15 protein-coding genes are annotated in these 18517 nt (G+C 56.1%); 3 read left to right on the top strand and 12 right to left on the bottom strand.

What is annotated here, in order from left to right:
* Positions 1-46: 46 nt before the first annotated feature.
* The 10 genes from CAUR_RS05960 to CAUR_RS06005 form a co-directional block, all read right to left on the bottom strand.
* Entirely contained in the window at positions 47-1495 is a 1449-nt protein-coding gene (locus tag CAUR_RS05960; RefSeq protein ID WP_012257024.1) for a tetratricopeptide repeat protein, read from the bottom strand.
* On the bottom strand, positions 1492-1689 hold the full coding sequence (locus tag CAUR_RS05965) for a zinc-ribbon domain-containing protein (RefSeq protein ID WP_012257025.1): 198 nt from the start codon (positions 1687-1689) through the stop codon (positions 1492-1494). The genes CAUR_RS05960 and CAUR_RS05965 overlap by 4 nt, the downstream gene beginning before the upstream one ends.
* Before the next feature lie 99 nt (positions 1690-1788).
* A complete protein-coding gene (locus tag CAUR_RS05970; protein ID WP_012257026.1) occupies positions 1789-2751 on the bottom strand; it encodes a GGDEF domain-containing protein in 963 nt (320 codons plus the stop codon).
* Between the two features lie 704 nt (positions 2752-3455).
* Positions 3456-3713 carry a hypothetical protein gene (locus CAUR_RS05975; protein ID WP_157866396.1) on the bottom strand — a complete coding sequence of 86 codons (258 nt, stop codon included), beginning with the start codon at positions 3711-3713 and terminating at the stop codon, positions 3456-3458.
* Positions 3714-4113: 400 nt separating this feature from the next.
* The gene (locus CAUR_RS05980) at positions 4114-6207 is read right to left on the bottom strand and encodes a carboxypeptidase-like regulatory domain-containing protein (protein ID WP_012257027.1); all 2094 of its coding nucleotides are present in this window, start codon (positions 6205-6207) and stop codon (positions 4114-4116) included.
* Positions 6208-7638: 1431 nt separating this feature from the next.
* Positions 7639-9261, bottom strand: a complete 1623-nt coding sequence (gene gpmI / locus CAUR_RS05985; protein WP_012257028.1) for a 2,3-bisphosphoglycerate-independent phosphoglycerate mutase — start codon at positions 9259-9261, stop codon at positions 7639-7641.
* A gap of 12 nt (positions 9262-9273) precedes the next feature.
* On the bottom strand, positions 9274-9522 hold the full coding sequence (locus CAUR_RS05990; protein ID WP_012257029.1) for a hypothetical protein: 249 nt from the start codon (positions 9520-9522) through the stop codon (positions 9274-9276).
* Between the two features lie 34 nt (positions 9523-9556).
* Entirely contained in the window at positions 9557-10744 is a 1188-nt protein-coding gene (locus CAUR_RS05995; RefSeq protein WP_012257030.1) for an FAD-binding oxidoreductase, read from the bottom strand.
* 6 nt (positions 10745-10750) lie between these two features.
* Positions 10751-12202: an FAD-binding oxidoreductase gene (locus CAUR_RS06000; protein WP_012257031.1), complete on the bottom strand. Its 1452-nt coding sequence runs from the start codon at positions 12200-12202 to the stop codon at positions 10751-10753.
* Positions 12199-12549 (bottom strand): hypothetical protein, encoded by a 351-nt coding sequence (locus tag CAUR_RS06005; protein WP_012257032.1) that lies wholly within the window; start codon positions 12547-12549, stop codon positions 12199-12201. The genes CAUR_RS06000 and CAUR_RS06005 overlap by 4 nt, the downstream gene beginning before the upstream one ends.
* Positions 12550-13234: 685 nt before the next feature.
* Between CAUR_RS06005 and CAUR_RS06010 the strand changes: the two genes are divergently transcribed.
* The gene (locus CAUR_RS06010; protein ID WP_012257033.1) at positions 13235-13993 is read left to right on the top strand and encodes a glycosyltransferase family 2 protein; all 759 of its coding nucleotides are present in this window, start codon (positions 13235-13237) and stop codon (positions 13991-13993) included.
* On the opposite strand, the gene CAUR_RS06015 is transcribed toward CAUR_RS06010, so the two are convergent.
* Positions 13990-14646: a Crp/Fnr family transcriptional regulator gene (locus CAUR_RS06015; RefSeq protein ID WP_012257034.1), complete on the bottom strand. Its 657-nt coding sequence runs from the start codon at positions 14644-14646 to the stop codon at positions 13990-13992. The two genes, CAUR_RS06010 and CAUR_RS06015, sit on opposite strands and share 4 nt — an antisense overlap.
* A 172-nt stretch (positions 14647-14818) precedes the next feature.
* Between CAUR_RS06015 and CAUR_RS06020 the strand changes: the two genes are divergently transcribed.
* Both CAUR_RS06020 and CAUR_RS06025 read left to right on the top strand, forming a co-directional pair.
* The gene (locus CAUR_RS06020) at positions 14819-16471 is read left to right on the top strand and encodes a peptide ABC transporter substrate-binding protein (RefSeq protein ID WP_242605081.1); all 1653 of its coding nucleotides are present in this window, start codon (positions 14819-14821) and stop codon (positions 16469-16471) included.
* Positions 16472-16501: 30 nt separating this feature from the next.
* Complete coding sequence (locus tag CAUR_RS06025; protein WP_012257036.1) at positions 16502-17554, top strand: ATP-binding protein; 1053 nt, start codon at positions 16502-16504, stop codon at positions 17552-17554.
* A gap of 41 nt (positions 17555-17595) precedes the next feature.
* Here CAUR_RS06025 and CAUR_RS06030 read toward each other — a convergent pair whose 3' ends face one another.
* Positions 17596-18474, bottom strand: coding sequence for a DNA adenine methylase (locus tag CAUR_RS06030; protein WP_012257037.1), 879 nt, complete (start codon positions 18472-18474; stop codon positions 17596-17598).
* Positions 18475-18517 lie beyond the last annotated feature (43 nt).

Consider the following 18517-nt stretch of genomic DNA (forward strand, 5'->3'; position numbering starts at 1 on the left):
CTTCAGGAAGCGGTAAAGCGCTGATTCGCCTCTCATACCACCAGCACTACGTACCCAACAGTTCAAGCGCAGTTTCAGCTCGTTGTCGCCAGATGCTGGCTGGTGCCTGATCGGCAACTGCTTCCAGAGCGGCACGTCCGCGCCTTAGGTCACCTTGAGCACAAAGAATTAACCCGTAGTAGAAACGTGCTTCAACGCCACCCCCTGCTGTCAGGGCAGCATCGGCTGCGGCTAACGCACCGCTCAGATCGCCGCAATAGTAGCGGGTACCGGCCAGGATGGTTAAGGCTTCGGGATCGGTAGGTAAGCTATTGACTGCTGCCTGCGCTGCGAGGATGCCACTACTGCAACGCTCGAAGCCGCTATCAAGATGAAAACGAGCGGCTATTGTCAGATAACGGCTGCGCTCATCTGGTGAAGCAGTAATGACTGCCTGTTCGTAAGCATCGGCAGCGGCCACAAAGTCACGTTGAGCAAAAGCTAATCCCGCCTGTGCCAGGGCAATGGCCGGTCCGCTATGATGCTGAGCCTGAATCTGTTGCAGGCGAGCGGCCGCTGCCGAGAGGTCGCCGGTACGAATATAGGCGACTGCGAGCAATGCCCCGATCCGGACATCGTCAGGATGCGCCGCAGCAAGCTGTTCGAGTTGTACGATCCCCTGTTGCTGGTTCCCCAGACGCAAGTGAGCGTAGGCTCGATAGATGGCTGCACTCAACCCATGGGCACCTGCTGGATCGACCTGCGCGAAGAATGCGAGGGCCAGATGATCGTATCCCAATTCCAGGGCCAGTTGGCCGAGTAGTTGTGGTCGTGCAGCCGGATCGGCCATAAGTGCAGTTGAAAGAGCTTCTGTCCCTGCCTGCGGCGGAAGGAGTGGACGCAAAAAGGGATCTGCAAGGACAGTAGACACTTGTAGATTCACCGGCGTTTCGTGGTTTGGATTGTGCAGAGCACTGAGTAATGTTAGCCGTTCCCCTACCATTGCAACCCAGTCTGCTGGTAATTGTTCCGTCGCCACTGATTGATACGCAGCGAAGGCTGCGTCAAACCGGCCTGCCCGCAGATCATCGTCGGCCAGCAATAGATCACGAATGGCACAACGATTGGGAAGACAAGTGGTTAGTGTCTGCCAGGTGCGACGTGCTGCTCTGGGGTCACCCTCCAGGAAGGCTATCTGTCCCAGGTAGAGCACAGCAAGCTGATATTCTGCCGGCCGTAGACCGGTTTGAATAGCAGCAGCGAATGCTCGCCGGGCCGGATCGGTTTCACCACGTATCGTGAATACAATACCTCGCCGCAGCTCTGCTTCACTTAACACATTTGCCAGGGCTGCATATTGGTTAAGTGCAGCACGGTAGTGACCAGCAGCGAAGAGGGTATCTACCTGTCGCAATGCATCGTAGGGATCAGGGCGAAGTGCAAGCCACCCTGCAATACCAGCGATCAGGATGCTGATTGACCAGGCAGTGAGTTGTCGCCAGTGGGAGGAGATCACGACTCGTCATCTTCAGCGGGCGATTCAGGACGGCGACGCTGATTATCGCGACGATTACGGCATTTTGGGCAGCGTGTCGGCTCATTAAGAAAGCCTTTATCAGCGTAAAATTCCTGTTCACCGGCAGTGAAGATAAACGTTGCTCCACAACTACGGCAGATCAATTCCATGTCTCGATAAAAGATCATTGCCATAGGCGCCTACCGAAACCGAAACGATGCAGATTATTCTTTATTTTATATTGTACCACGCTGACTTATGTTTTGTCGGTATATTACTACCCGTGTCGGTAGTTATCCTGGTCGTCCGACAACGATCCGATTTTTGCCGGCGGCTTTCGCCTGTAAGAGTGCTGTGGTGGCAATTTGCAGCGCAACCCCGGCAGTATGACCGTGTTGTGGGATCGAGGCAATTCCAACCGAAATTGTGACTGGAAACGGCCAGAGCTGTGATCGTTCGATGACACGCTGGCGTAATCGTTCAGCCAGTGCAGCCGCTCCACTTACACCGGTGTTGGGTAATACCGCCAGAAACTGGTCTCCCGTCTGCCAGCGGGCGAGAAAATCACTCGGTCGTAATTGTTCACGGAGGACGGTAGCCAGATCGCGGATCATCTGATCGCCGGCAGCATAACTCATTTCGTTGTAGCGACGGAGGTCATCACCATTCATCAGCAACACACTACACGCCTGACTTTGTCTCTGCGCTGTTAGAATCAGCTCCTCAAGGCGTTGCCGGGCAGCAAAGCTATTTGGCAAACCGGTAACCGGGTCGAGATCGAATTGATGCTGATCATTGAGCGTAGCCCCTAACGCTGCGAGTTGAGCAATCAATCGGTTGAGCAGTGTCCCCGGATCGGCGGTATCGGGGATCAGAAATTGCAGAATCGTCGCCGGGTCACTGTCCGCGGGAACGTGATGGTAGCGAATAACCGGTATTGTGCTCAGATCGAGACGTTGTGCCTGCCGGTGCAAGAGTGTCTGTAACCGTTCAATCTGTGCAACCTGTGTGGCTGGAGCGCCTGGTGGAACTACGATCACAAATTGGGTATTCCCCGGTTGGTAGATTGTTCCCGCCAGCTCTTCGCGCAACAAGAGGGCCAGCCAGCGTAATGTTGCGGGTGTTGGCGGATGTGGTAGTTGAATGTCGATGAGGCCACATGGCGTGGTCGGTTGCGCCAGCCATTCGGCGAAAGCGAGTAGGTTAGCGGTACCGGTGTTGGGGTCACGGCGCAGAATAGTTGTTATGTCTGGCATAGGTTGCTCTCAGCTTTATTCAATAGTGCCAACCCGGCATGATGTTGGCCCGATTGTCGTTTGATGGTATGCTATCTCATTATACGAGTCATTTTGGTGAATTTGCAGCTATCGGTTGCACGAATCTGGAGATGTCAGGATCATGTCATAGATGATCTGGCATCTCGAACACGGGCATGGTACAGCCACCCGGAAAACTATCTTTCCTGCAAACACAAGAACTGCTGACATGCGCCAGGGAGATCGCCAGGGTTTTTCCAATCAGTGTAGAAGTTATCTCATTCATTACTGAATGATCGTGACGAATACACATAGCATCCCTGTGACCAGCAGGGTCAACGGCGTAACCCGCATCGGATCGTGAGCACGGCTGCTGCGGCAGCGTGGCTGCCGCACTCCAAATGCTGCGACACGCGGATGACATCGGACAAGGCAATTAATCCAGCGTGTGACTGCACCGGAGATGGTTGGCAGCCATCCTCATTGCCATCCTGGCAGACTGGAATCAGGATATACTTCGTTAGTGATTGGCAAGCGTTTATGCGCCTGTGTGATGGTCAGGTAACACGACCGCACAGCCTTTATGAAATAAGTTCTAGCACAGGTTACAGCCTGTGCTGCACGTATGGCTGCGCGTCCTGTCTCGCCCCGCGTTATCCAAAAGCGATATTTTTGTGACGAGTTTCCGGCACATAACAGCGTGCTTACCGATGCTCGACTATCCGCAATTGGCTAATCTGCCCAAGTGCCGAACGATCTCGCGGATCGATAGGGAGACGGGCACCGCGGTAGTTGAAGCGGTAGATGCGACCACTCACCGGGCCGATGACAATCAGCGCCGCATGACCGGTGTACTCGCAGAAGGTAGCGAAGCGCTGATTACCCGTGGTTTGCGAGGGACTGGTCGTTGTGCCGGTTGTGATCGGTGCCCATGCTCGATTCTTGCCGCAGCATGTCATCATAACCTCCCTGAGATGGTATCTCATAGACTATTGGTTTCGGTGCACTTACTCGCTCGATAACGATAGCGCCACCAGAAAATGCCAGCCAGTACAATCCTGCTTCAACCCAGGTTGGCGCGTAGTATAAGGCGACCGGTAATGCGAACCAGAGGCTCAGGCAATAGAAACAAGCGAGTGCCTGACCCAAAAAACTCCCATCTGCCCACTGTCGCAAGCGTAAGAACATCGCCCAGGGGCCATCTTCAGCATGAAAGAGGTGGGTGATGCGCCAGACGGCACATATCGCAATGATTAGGCTCAGCCATGACATAACAGCAATCCGTGATATTCAGTGTTGGCGAGTGGTGTTAGCCGATTCGGTAGAAAATGCCGTACCGGCTAACACGCACTCACCGCTCTCCTAGACGGCAACCGTCAGGCTGTAGAAACTGAGCTTTCGCGGGTGATAATCGTAGTTGCAATTGACGATGGTGCGCTTGTAGACCCGCAACTCGATTTGATAGCAGCATGTGATCGGGAAGGCGCAGCGCAGGTCAGGAATGGTTAAGCGTAATCCCCCACCACGCCAGTGTGGTGCCGTTGCCCCCTGACTACGTGCTGCTCCGTAATCGGGACCAACCTGATCAGCGGCGGGAGCAGTTGGCGGTAGAGAAATAGGCGTTAGTGTGGCCCCCGGACACGTCAGCAGATTGACACGACCGTTCTTGCCGTAGGTTGCTTCGAGGGTGTAGAACGCCAGATGCTGACCGACATCGTAGGCGATAAAATCAATCTCAAGCGTGCCGCCGCTGTCGGCAATGATATTGGCACAGGGATCGGCCAGACTACCATTGATGCGTACTGCGACAATATCGGCTGCCGGCTCAAGATTGCTGGTACTGTTGTCAATGGTAAGCACCAGGTAGTTCGGGTGATCGGTATTGCAGATCGGCAGGATTTGGGGATGACCCAATTGCGGATTCGCTCCTGTCCCGGTGTTTTGATAACCGACCAGACGCAAATAGTACGTACCATCGGTAAAGGTATTGGTAGTCAGCCACTGGAGTAGCAGATTGGGATTACTCACCCAGAAACGGCTCAGCCCCCAGCTCCCCGGAGCATTGTTTGCCTCGAAGAATGTCCGTGAAGGAGCAACCAGTCGTCCGCTGATCGGGGTGAAATTGATCGGGACCGTATGGAAGTCAACCGGCCCCGCAGGCAGTGCCGGCCCCCAGAAGGTGCGCGTAAAATTCCCAACTGCCGCGGGTGGCATGGGTTGCCACGGCCCACCTGGACTGGTCGCCCATTCAAATTCGTAGAAATCAACCATCGCTGCACTGCCAAACTGTCCGCCAATTGATACCGTACCGGCAAAGGGGCGATCACCGTACAGGGCTGCGACATTCGGATTTAGATAACCAGCCGGTGCTGGAATAGCGCCCATATTCCCGCCGATATTGTTGCTCAGGCTACTGCACACATTCGCTACCACAACGCAGTTGCCTTCAGGTGGCGGTGGATTGTCAATGCAACACGCTGCCTCGTTAGCGACCAGCGTCACACTCATATTCGTGGGAATATTCCAGCGCGTATCGGCGATAGTCTCGTCAACGATGACTTTGAGTCGACCTTCGCATTGCTGGGTGACTTGAAAGATAATATCCGGTGTACAATCCCACCATGGTTGCCAGGGTGCCCAGGGCCAGATGCGCAATTGTTCAAGTTCGGGGATATGTGGCAGACGTGTGCGTAGCTTCTCACGCAGTGCTGGCAACACGGCTGTATCGAATGGTTGGCTCACCAGGGCCATTGCCTGACCATCGCGTTCCAGCAATGGCGCAAAGACAGCGGGTGAGGGCCGCGGATCGGGGATAGGAATGGGAAAATCAGGTACCTGCTCGACAATCGGGCGTAACAGATCGACGAGCCAGGGTTCAAGCTGCCAGTAGCGAATTCGCCACCACCACCATGGCCACCAGCCACAACACCAGCGAAACTTGATGGTGAACGCACCATTGGCATCGGTCGTATCACACCCCACCTGTTGGCGACTGGACCACCACCACCAGTGGTCGATATCGAAGGCACACACCCGTGCCCCAGGGACCGGCTTTCCATCAGGACAGACAACCCGACCGGTGATCACAAAATAGCGACACCAGCGTCGCCACCAATGCCAGTAGTAAGTTGAGATCGAGATCGGTTCCAGCTTAAACTGGCGCTCCTGCAACGTCCGTGCTGATATAGTGCGACTAATGCTTTGGAGACGAGGCAAATCCTCGTCCTCAGCATCGGCTGGACCAACGATGATGTTCAGGGTATCAGGAGCACCACTCAGTTCAACGCGGACTACCGCTCTGCCCGTTTTATCAAAACGAGCCAGTGAAGAGTGCAAAATGTTACCGGCACCCTCAACCACGACTTTGACCGGCGTCTCAGGAGAGAAATCATCAACGCTGCTTGCATCGAGGGGAATCTCGAAACTCAGTCGCCGTGATTGCTTTTGGTCTGCCATTACGAACCTCCTTCTAATACTGAATCCTTCTAATCCCGACGTGCGTACTGAGACCAGAACAGTGCCTTGCTTCGTGGTCGTGGATGGAGTTAGTTGTAAATTTCACAACAGTACCGTAAACCATTGCTGAACAGCAAATGGTTTGTGGGTTTGTTTGTGAAAATCAGCGTTTTCTCAGTTTATTTGTTCTAAACCATACGTTTACCTTTCACGTCATTATTCGCACTCGATGTCTTTATTAACGTTGAAGAGTATGATTTTTGCGATTTTTATTGATTTTAATAATATATTAACTATTTTGCGGCTTTAACCAATACAAAATTTATCGATATTGCATAATTAATCATACAACACTTTTATCAAATAACCAGTAAAAATATTATTTAATCTAAATAAAAAGTTAACAAAAAGTATAATCCGGTTATCTGTCTTTTATCTCTTCAGCACGAGGAACATCCTGTATCTCTTGGTTCAGCAGAGGCACATCCGGTAAGCGCAGGGGATGATGACGAGGAGGTAGCCCGATGTTGTCGAATAGCCACTATCAGATGCTAGCGGGAGACATACAGTGCGATGAAGACAGCCGCGTCTTTGTGCTACCGATGACGTGATCTGGTCTTCCGTGAACGCAGCGTAGTCCTGGCCTCCGCAAGATAGGGTCACCCCTGAACCAATGCGCCAGGAGCATCGATTCAGGGGTGACTGTCGTGGTATGACGCCGGGTTATATCAAATCTTGACTGACACGGTATATCATGCAGGTTTCAGACCCTTGCTAACTACCAGTGAGCCACTGGCGGGTCAACACGGGTGCATGTGCCAGTTCACGGGCAGTCGTGTGAGGGCAGCACCAGTATGATGCGTGGTTAGCGTGTCGTGCTTGCACTGCTTCCAGCAGTGCTCTGCAACACGCTTCTACACTAACCCGCTCATGCTGGATGTCAACAGAGCATGAAAGCACGTGCGGGGAATACGGCTTGGGAATGCGCTGAATACCATCACCCCGACCCTTCTTCTATGCTGCGCGAGAGGGGAGTGCAGCAGTCTGATCCAGGTCCTCCTGATGAGGTAATGAGGGGGCATTGTGTTAGCTTATATTTTCTGGCCGTCCTTGAACCCACTACCGGCCGGAGTCACCGTTACAGAGTGCCTCCGCTGGCGCTGGTTCAGGAGTGCGGTACCCCACCAGGAGAGAACTACGGTGAGTGCGGAAGCCAGGCCTCCGCACTCCAAACCATGTGGCACGCGACATTTTGAGCATGAACGGTATTCGCGTCGATCCGTGATGTTTGCGTGGATCGATGACAGATGAATCTTCTCCTGCCGCAACCCCACCGCTTGTACAACGAGGGGTGTTGTTCAGAGACATCCCTTTGCTGAAACAGCACCTGACAGGCTACTTGTGCGGCAGGGTTCAACCTGTCCAGATTGACTAAGCACGACGCACAATCAGGCTCTGCCCGGTCATATCGGGTGACGGTTCTAACTCCAACAGTTCGAGCAGTGTTGGTGCCACGTCGGCCAATCGTCCACCGTGCCGCAGTTCGATAGCATCTTTGCCATAACCGGCACCACCGATCAGGAAACAAGGTGCCGGATTGGTGGTGTGTGCCGTGTGCGGCCCCCCAGTTTCCGGGTCAATCATCTGCTCGGCGTTCCCGTGATCGGCGATGACGAGGGCCACGCCGCCCCGCTCCAGAATGGCCGGCACCACCCGCGCCAACCCGGCATCAACGGCTTCACAGGCTTTGATCACCGCCGGGATACTCCCGGTGTGACCAACCATATCAGGGTTGGCGTAATTGACCACGATGAAATCGTATTGATCGCTATCAATTGCGGCCAGCAGAGCCTCGGTGACTTCCGGGGCACTCATTTCCGGTTTCAGATCGTAAGTGGCGACTTTGGGTGATGGAATGAGCTGACGATCTTCGCCAGGAAACGGCTCTTCGCGCCCACCATTGAGGAAGAAGGTGACGTGCGGGTATTTCTCGGTCTCGGCAATATGAAACTGGCGCAGCCCGGCCTGACTGATCACAGCGGCCAGCGGATTGGTGACGTAACGGGGCGGGAAGGCAACCAGTACCGGCAAGCCCTCTTCGTATTGGGTCATGGTCACGAAACAGAGATCGCGCAACTGACGCTCACGCTGCCAGATCGTGGCAGGCAACGGCTGGCCTTCAGCCTTTTGCCGTTCATAGTGCTGACGAATACGTTCGTTGAGGTCTGGATCAACAAAAGCGCGGGTCAACTGCCGACCGCGGTCGGGGCGGAAGTTGGTAAAGATCACGGCATCGCCATCGCGCACGGTAGCGGTTGGTTCGCCGCTGGCGGTGACAATCACTGTGGGTAAGACAAATTCATCACTGACATCACGGGCATACGATGCCTCAATCGCTGCCCGCGCTGAAGGTGCCTTCTCACCCACCCCATCAACCAGGGCCGCATACGCCCGTCCCGTGCGTTCCCAGCGCTTATCACGATCCATCGCATAGTAACGACCGGAAACGGTAGCAATCGTGCCGACGCCAAGCCGGGCGATCACCCCTTCGAGGGTGTCGAGAAAACCCAGGGCACTGCGCGGCAACACATCGCGCCCGTCGAGGAAGAGGTGGAGATAGACGCGCTGGAGATGATGGCGGTGGGCCAGTTCCAGCAGCGCGTGCAGGTGATCTTCATGGGCATGGACGCCTCCAGGCCCAAACAACCCCATCAAATGTAAGGCCGAGTTGCGCTGTTTGACGTGTTCGATAGCCTGGAGCAAGACCGGGTTGGTAAAAAAATCACCATCGGCAATCGCTTTGCTGATGCGCGTCAGTTCTTGATAGACCACAAAACCGGCCCCAATATTGAGATGGCCTACCTCGGAGTTCCCAATCTGACCTTCAGGCAGGCCAACATCAAGCCCTGAAGCTCCCAATGTTGTAAAGGGGCAATTCGCCATCCACGCATCAACATGGGGCGTATCGGCCAAATCAGCCGCATTACCCGGCCCTGGCGGCGCAATACCCCAGCCATCCATAATTATCAAGACCACCGGACGTGGACGTGTCATTGGACGTTCTCCTTATCCCAAACCAAGAGCTACCTGAACGATGCGCCACGCTGCCAGTAGCCCAAGCAGCGCGGCTCCGAGTAGAGGAACAACGGTCAGCAACAGGCTCCAGATGCGTTCACCCATTGCAGGATTGGTACTCACGAACCCACGCAGTAATTCGCGACGGATTGCCTGCCAGCCACCCCATAAGGTTGCCAGTGCCAGTGCGGCAAAGACCAGTGCGGCACCGAGCGCGATAAGTGAACCGAGTAGCGCCATACGACATCTCCTGACTTCGTGAACATCATCGCTCTTATTCAATCAGCCAGCGCCCTGGATTGAGAATGCCTGCCGGGTCCCAGCGTTGACGCAAGGCACGCATCAGATCGATGGTTGGTGGCGGCGGCCCCCAGCGATCAATCCTGACCGGACTATATTCAACCACGGCATACCCGCCTGCCCCGGCCAGCGCTTGGCGCAACACGGGCAAGTGCGTGGCAGCAGTCTGCGGACAACAGGCAATGATCAGCCCCAGACCGGGAAAGACGGTTACTGATTCAGGTGTGACCGTCGCCAGCGCAGCCATCGCCACCGGCAGCGCACTGTCAGGCACACCGATCCGAAGGATCAGGCTGGAGGCAGATGCGGGTGGATAGGCGGCATGGGGCAGGGCGCGATAGTTGTATTCGACCGTCAGATCGGTCACAGTAAAACAGGCTGCGGTAGCCAGCGCTAGCTGGCGTTCCACCGCGGCTGCCACACCGGCGAATTGGGCTTGTAGCATGATAGTATTTGAGATGGTAATGACCAGCCCGACCGGCTGTAATGGCGGTCTACGCAGCGCCTCGGCCACCTGCCAGGCCTCGTCAACGGTAGAGCAGGTAACGCGCAGTGAAACAAATGTTTCCGGGAGTGGCGCGACTTTGAACGTTGCTGTTGCCATCACCCCAAGCGTGCCATACGCGCCGAGGTGTAGCTTGTGGGTATCGTAACCGGCCACATTTTTGACCACCCGCCCACCACTCTGTACCACTCGCCCATCGCCGAGCACGACCTGCATACCGAGGAGCCACTCCCGTGGCCCACCGTAACCCAACCGCAACGGCCCCCATGCCGCGGTCGCCAGTAATCCTCCGATAGTCGCACCATCTGATGCAGGTGGATCCCAGGGCAGCCACTGTCCCCGTTCGCGCAACAGTGCCTGTACCGACCCTAGCGACGCACCGGCTTCAACCGTTATCACCAGATCGGCAGGCTGGTATTCAATCACCCTGTTCAGTTGGCGCAGATCAAGGGCAACATCGTAACGCTGCGGCGGATCGAGCAGAAACTGGTGTGTACCGCCCCCCCACGGCACCACTGCGGTGTGGGTACGGGTCGCTGCGGCGAGCAATTCGCTCACATCAGCGACGGATGTCGGCTGCACAACCTGCTGCGGTTGTTGATCAGCCAATGCATACGTTGTCGGCGATGGCCTGGTTGAAAAAGGCAAGGCATTCATACCAGTCTAAATCCACGCCCCCCGGTCAAGCGCACGCAGAGCACCGCGAGCAAACCGGATGTCGGCACAACTACTGCCCCCCGGCAGCAGTTTACAGGGGTTCATCACCCCATTCGCATCGAAGATGGCGCGCAGGTCGGCGAAGGCGGCCAGATCGGACGGGCCAAAAATCCAGCCCAGATAATTACGCTTCTCAATCCCGATACCATGTTCACCACTGATCGTACCGCCGGCAGCAACACACGCCTGCAAAATCTCTTCACTGGCGGCAACTGCCCGCTCAAGCGCACCGGCGTGACGGAGATCGAACAGCAATAGCGGGTGGAGATTACCATCACCGGCGTGAAAAATATTGACAATCGTGATCTGGTGGCGGGCCGCCACCTCTTCGGTCAGACGCAACAGTTCCGGCAGACGCGACCGCGGCACGACGCCGTCCTGAATGTGATAGTGCGGGGCAATCCGTGCGCAGGCCGCCAGAGCGCCTTTACGACCGGCCCACAACTTCTCGCGCTGATGGGCATCTTGCGCCGCCCGCAACTCGCGCACCCCATAATGGTGGCAGATCTGTTCAATCGCTTGCGCCTGGGCAATAACCTCTTCGCGCAACCCATCCAGCTCGATCAACAATACCGCCCGCGCATCAGACGGATACCCCGCCTGGACTGCGGCTTCGACAGCGGCGATGCCCTGCCCAACCAGCATCTCAAGCGCAGCGGGAATGATGCCATGGGCAATAATCGCGGATACTGTCTCGCTGGCTGCGTCGAGATCGTCGTAGATGGCCAGAAAGGTGTAGATCGACTCGGGATTTGGCGTTAATTTCACCACTGCTTCGGTGACGATCCCGAGGGTTCCTTCACTGCCCACCACAACCCCCAGCAGATCGTAGCCTGGCGCATCAAGGGCAGCGCGACTCACCTCGATCACCCGCCCATCACCCAAGACTAGCGCTACCGCCAGGACATGGTTGGTGGTGACGCCATACTTCAGACAGTGCGGACCACCAGCGTTGGTAGCAATATTGCCGCCGATGGTACTGGCGCGCTGGCTACTGGGATCAGGAGCAAAGTGGAGACCGTAAGGTGCAGCAGCGAGACTAAGATCGGTGTTGACTACACCGGGTTGCACGCGAGCAGTACGCGCCACCGGGTCGATGGCTAGAATCCGATTGAGGCGGGTTAGGGAAATGACCAGCCCACCCTGTTCGGGTACCGAGCCACCGGCCAGACCGGTGCCCGCACCACGGGCAACGATTGGCACGCCAAGCTGAGCTGCCACCTGCACACAGGCCGCAACTTCGGCAGTAGTGCGCGGCACAACGACCACCTCCGGCATACCCTGATCAAGGGCTGAGCCATCGTACTCGTAGAGCATCAGCTCTTCTGGCCGGCGCAGCACAATTGCCGGATCAACGACGCTCAGGAGAGCGGTTATCAGGTCATCACGCATTGTCATTTTGTCCGTACACGGCGCTTCAGATCAAAAACCGGCCGGCGAAACGTCAGGATGTCGAGCGTACCGCGAGGATATGAACGCAAGACCAGTGCCAGACCACGCGGATGGCGGCGCCAGATACCGGCCAGGGCCAGCCCAATCAGCAGCGGAGTCATTACCCAAACCAGTACTGGCGTTCCATTGTTCAGGATGATCGAACCAAGCCCGACACCGACCAGCAACCATTGTCCAACCGGCAGCAGCAACATCCGCTCGCGTAGATGAAAGAAGGCAACGGTGTAGGCTATCACATACCAGGCCGACAACAATATCATGACGATCAACAACCAGGAAAGCAGTGTTGCCATAGATAACCCCGTGATACTTGCCAGTGCTATCCGTATGATAGCACACCAGCAGTCATCAATATCAATCTTGACCAGAACTTATTTCACAAAGCTGCACTGTCGTCCTACCAGCCTTGCACCCAGGCGCATGAACGATTACCGATCACCAAAGCCTTGCCTATCCTGCTCCCAATCTGTCGGCTTAGCTGCGGGGATGGATGACGACCATCTCCGGTGCTATCACGCACTGGATTGATTGCCTTGCCCGTGCGTGATGCACATGTCGCAGCATTTGGAGTGCGGTAGCCAGGCTGCCGCGTCAGCCGTGATCACGATCCGGCGCGTGCCTGACGTTGACCCTGCTGGTAACGGAGATGCTGAGTGTGATCGTCACGATTATGGGGTCTGTCAGTAGTTCATGAGATAACTTCTACACACACCCGACATCGAGCACGGTGAGTGCGGAAATGTGGCTTGCGCACGCCAAACCAGGAAACCTACACGATGTCCCATCCAGCGCGTGATTACGCTGCGAATGAGCGACAGCGTTTACTCCTTTCTTCATCTCAGGTACGTTGTAAACGTTCATCAGCCTGTGTTGCTGTCACCGTAGCACAGCTTTACGTTCAGCCCCTGACGAGGAGTGCACGACGCCTGTGTTATAATCAGCCGGCGGCACTTCAAACGGCGCATGGAGTTCAACTGTATGGACAAGCGACCCAGTATCAGCGTCTTTTTTCCCGCCTGCAATGATGCCGGTACAATTGGTAGTATGGTGGTTGCAGCTATCGAGACGCTGGAAGAAATTACCGATGATTACGAGGTGATTGTTGTCGAGAATGGAAGTACTGACTACACGGTTGATGTTCTCGAATCACTGGCAAAGCGCTATGATCGGCTGCGCGTGTACACACATCGCCAGGCGTTAGGGTACGGTGGAGCGTTACGGGTTGGCTTTGCCAAAGCAACGAAAGACCTGATCTTCTACACCGACGGCGATGCGCAGTACGATCCACGCGAACTCAAGCTTCTCTTACCGGCACTGCGTGACGATATCGACATTGTGAATGGCTGGAAGATAGATCGCGGAGACCCGTTGCATCGCATTATCATCGGTCGTATCTACCACCACACGGTGAAATTTCTCTTCGGCTTTAAATTGCGCGACGTTGACTGCGATTTTCGGCTTATTCGCCGGCATGTATTCGACGATATTGAGCTGGAATCAGACAGCGGGACGATTTGCCTGGAGCTGGTGAAGAAGCTACAAGATGCCGGCTATCGCTTCGCCGAAGTACCGGTTCATCACTACCACCGCACTTACGGCAAGAGTCAGTTCTTCAACTTCCCACGGCTCTGGCGCACCTTTGTTCAACTTATTGGCCTGTGGTGGAAGCTGGTGGTACGTCGTGAGCACATGCGCAAGCGCAAAAAGCGCCTGGCACCTGAAGAGATTGCTCGCTAACTCTGAGCCAGCTCGCGTAGTCGGGATGGGTTCAACAGGGTAATGCCGGAACTATCCACGTCGAGCAGACGGGCATCGCGGAACTGATTAATGACCTTAGTCACGGTTTCGCGATACGCATTGATCATATCAGCAAGCTGTTGATGGGTGCGCCGGGGCAAGCGATTCGGTTGCGGGGCAGCCACCTGTTGCGTCTCCGACATTTCGAGGAGGACTGAAGCCAACCGGGCCGGAACTGACTTAAAGGCCACCTCCTCAATTCGTCGGCTCACGATCATACGTTGCTGGCCGAGAAGTTCAAGCATTGCCATGGCCAGCGTCCCGTCTTCAGCCATCGCTTGCAGTACCTCACTCCGGGGAACCGCCAACACCCGTACCGGCGTCAACGCTTCGGCAAAGGTATCATAGGTTGCATCACGCTCAAAGACACTCAAGCCGAACGCCTGTCGCTCTTCGACAACACGCATAGTGAGTAGCCGTCCTTCGCGTGACGCAAGATGTAACCCAACCTGACCACTCATTAGCAGGTAAAGGGTTTGTGCCGGTTGGGTCGGAGTGTAGATTGTATTGTGCCGGCGAAAGGATTGCGCCTGTCCAAAAGGGCTTAAACGATCCCAGACGATCACTTCCGCTTCTTGCAGCCGTGAGGTCATTGTGGTTCCCTTTCCGTGCCCCGGTGTTCGGTCGGAATTGTGTTTCTGCATTGCTTTTGTATTGTACCATAAGGTTTCGGTAGGTGCTGCCCAAGAAAATAAGCGTTGGTATAATATTTCTATGCATAACGATTACAGGCTTCGCCACAACCGATTGCTATTCATCTTGATCATGTTGAGCGTCCTCCTGGCTGCATGTGCCACACTCCCCCCACCGACGCCAACGGCAACGATGCTGCCTACAGCCACGCTCCCACCAACGGCAACCCCACTTCCCCGTGGTGGTACACTGAGCATACGAATTGCTGCTCCTGTTACCGATCTGCGCCCCTGGCAGCCACGTTCTCGTGGTGAAGAACATCTGATCAGTCTGCTCTACAGTGGTTTGATGCGTCTCGATGCCGATCTGTGGCCAAACCCCGATCTGGCTGAGCGGCTTGACATTGATGTCGATGGACGACGATTGACGTTTACGCTCCGTCAGAACGTGTACTGGCACGACGGTGAACCGCTGACGGCTGCCGATGTGCTCTTCACATTGGAAGCGCTGCGCAGTCTGCCCGAAACCAGTACTGCCCTCCTGGCCGACCTGCGCTACATTGCTGCGGCGTCTGCCCCTGATGAACGCACGGTCGTGATTGAGTTGCGCAGCCGCTATGCGCCGATGCTGAGTCTGCTAGCCGTTCCTATCTTACCCCGTCACCTGTTTGCCGGGCGTGATGTGAGTCAGATCAATTTTCTTGATCAGCCGATTGGGAGCGGCCCTTTTCGTCTGCGGGAACGGCAGGCCGATGGCAGTCTGGTGCTGGAACGACACGATCAGTATCATCACGGCTCACCACTCCTCGATCAGGTGATGCTGACAGTCATGCCGGAAACAGCGACAGCTCAGCAAGCCCTTCGTGATGGGCAATTGTTGGTGGCCGAACTGCCCTGGGGTGCCCAGGATGCGCTCGTTGATGTCACAACCTTGCGTAATGGCAGTATTCCCGAAAATGGGGTCTATTTTCTGGCCTTCAATTTGCGTCCCGGTCGTCCGTTTGCCGATGTGCGCCTGCGGCAGGCGCTGGCAACGGCTATCGATTTGCCGCGCCTGGTGGAGACGGCAACCAAGGGGGTGGGGGTGCCGGTCGGCAATGGCGCCTTGCCGGGTAGCTGGGCCGATCTGACGCCGCCACTGCCGGCTGGCGACCTGCCGGCTGCACGCGAGATACTTGATGCCGCCGGTTGGGTATTGCCTCCCGGTGCAACAATCCGCCAACGGGAGGGAGTACCGCTGATCGCCCGCCTCTACGTTCGGAACGATGATGAACGGCGATTGGTGGCTGCCCGTCGCATCGCCGAAATTGCTGCCAGCATCGGTATCCAGATTGTCGTAGAACCGGCTGATTTCGCAACCGTCATTCTGGCACGCTACGTGGCACCATACGATTTCGACCTCTTGCTGGGAAGCTGGTTGAACGGCGCCGGTGATCCGAACTTTGCCGATACGATGTTCTACGACCCCGATGATTTTGCGCTCTTCCATTCCAGTCAGCTTGAACAGGGGCCGGGTGACACCCGTGCTACCCGCAATTTTGTTGGCTTCAACGATCCGGTGTACGACGAGCAGGCACTGATTGCCCGTCAGCTCTACGGTCGTGAGGAACGGCGCAGTGCAATTGCCCAGACCCAGGCTCGCCTGGCCAGTGAATTGCCTTACCTCTACTTATGGGTTGATCGCACCGCAGTCGTGATCAACACACGGGTACAAACGCTTGACGGGCCGGTTGATCTGACGACACCGCGCTACTTGTGGAATATTGAACGCTGGTACCTTCAGTAACCCGGTAAACAGGTTAGCGGTGGAGGTCGCATGAAAAATCCCTTCGCTGAGCGCGGACGGATTACCGATCCGGGCAAATTTGTTGGTCGCTGGCGCGAGCTGGGAGCGGCATGTGAACAACTCGAACGCCGTCGCCCACTCTTGCTGTACGGGCCGAGCGGGAGTGGTCGATCATCGCTGTTGACGCACCTGGCACAGGCCGCTGGAGCAGTGCTGGAAATCCCCAATCTGAACGCCTTCTACCTTGATCTTTCCCTGTTGCCTGATGCGGCGACAACGTATGGTCTGATCGTTCGTGCTCTGGGGGGGAGTGAACCAACGATTGCGGCTTTGGAACAGCGTCTGGCGGCCAGTGGCAGGCCGGTCTTGATCTGTCTCGATGGGGTCGAGGCCGCGATTGCCGCCGGTTGGGGTGAAGACCTGCTCGAACGATTGGGCCGCCTGGCCCGGCGAAGTGCGCCCGGCTACCACGGAGTAGCCGGGCCAACCGGGCAAACGCTGGCATACGATCTGATGGTTGTCGGGGCCATCCGTGGCACACCACCCATGCTGAGTGAACCATTCGCCACGGTGCGGCTAGGGCCATTGAGCTTCGCCGAAGCGCGCCTTTTGCTCGATAGCTACCTCGAAGAAGGTGAGCGTCTGTTTAGTGCTGATGAAGTACGCGAGTTGATGACGCTGAGTGCCGGTCAGCCGGCCTTTTTGCAGCGTGCGGCCTACCATCTCTACGAGACGCGCCGGCGGCCAACATACCGCTGGCGGAAAGCGTACCGGGCCGAGCTACGCGAACATCCACCGCTCGATAACCCCTTACCACCTGCTATTTTCGAGACAGACGAAGACGATGACGACGAAACTGATGATACGTTACCCGAACAGCTAGAGAGGGCAACGCCGGTGCGCCGTCGTCTGCGGGCCAGTCATCCGCCCGGTGACGATTTGCGTCCGCTGTTGGCAGCCGTTGGGCCGTTGCTGGCCGGTCTGATCAGTTTTCAGGCCAGTAGTTCCTGGCCGGTAGGTATCGCAATTGGTGCCGCAGGTTATCTGGCCGTGATCGCCTGGAACTGGCGCCGGAGCGAGTAGACGCATCTATATCGTTGACAGGCCGTGTACCGGCACACATTCTAATCACTGGCAAGCTTGTGTGGAGTGAACACGCCAGCCGGAAAACTACAGGCAATCAGCTCTTCAACCAGCCCGCGACGTGAGCCGTTGCAATTGATTTTACGACTGGCCAGCACAACATCGACCCGGCAGGCGTTGGCGTACAACTGATGTGCCAGGGTTGTTGATGAATTCGAGAGCATCACGAAACAATTCCGCGCTGCCAGTTGATGAAAGACCAGGGCAAGCCGACGCTGTTCACCCTCATCGAAGCCGCGTCGTGTGTAACTGGTAAAGGAAGCGGTACTGCTTACCGGCACATACGGCGGATCGAAGTAGACAAAATCACCCGCCTGAGCCTCATCGAGGACAGCCGCGAAATCGGCCACCCGCAGATCAACATTGCGTAAGGCCCGACTCACCTCACGGAGATTATCGCTGTCTACAATCTGCGGATTCTTGTAATAGCCGAAGGGGGCGTTGAACTGCCCCTTATTGTTCAGGCGATAGAGACCATTGTAGCAGGTGCGATTGAGAAAGATGGTGCGGGCTGCACGTTCCACCCGTGAGCGACGAGCAAAATCTGGTTGGCGATCCCAACTGCGAATATCGTAGAAGAAATCACGGTCGGTCGCATACGGGCGCAGACGATGCAGCAGTTCAATCAGATCCTCAACCTCATCACGAACAGCAATGTAACAGTCGATCAGTTCCGCGTTGAGGTCGCTCAGCATGGCCCCGTGTCGCAACAGACCATTGTTCCAGAGGTAAAAGAAGAGTGCGCCACCACCGACAAACGGCTCGTGATAGCGGCCAAAACGCTCTGGAATGCGCCGCGAAAGCTCTGGCAAGAGCTGACTTTTCCCACCAGCCCACTTGAGGAATGGACGCGCAGGCACACAAGGCTCCTCGCCAAACCTGCCAGACCAGGCAGGTTCGACT

Origin of the sequence: Chloroflexus aurantiacus J-10-fl (assembly GCF_000018865.1) — a bacterium.
Classification (GTDB): Bacteria; Chloroflexota; Chloroflexia; order Chloroflexales; family Chloroflexaceae; genus Chloroflexus; species Chloroflexus aurantiacus.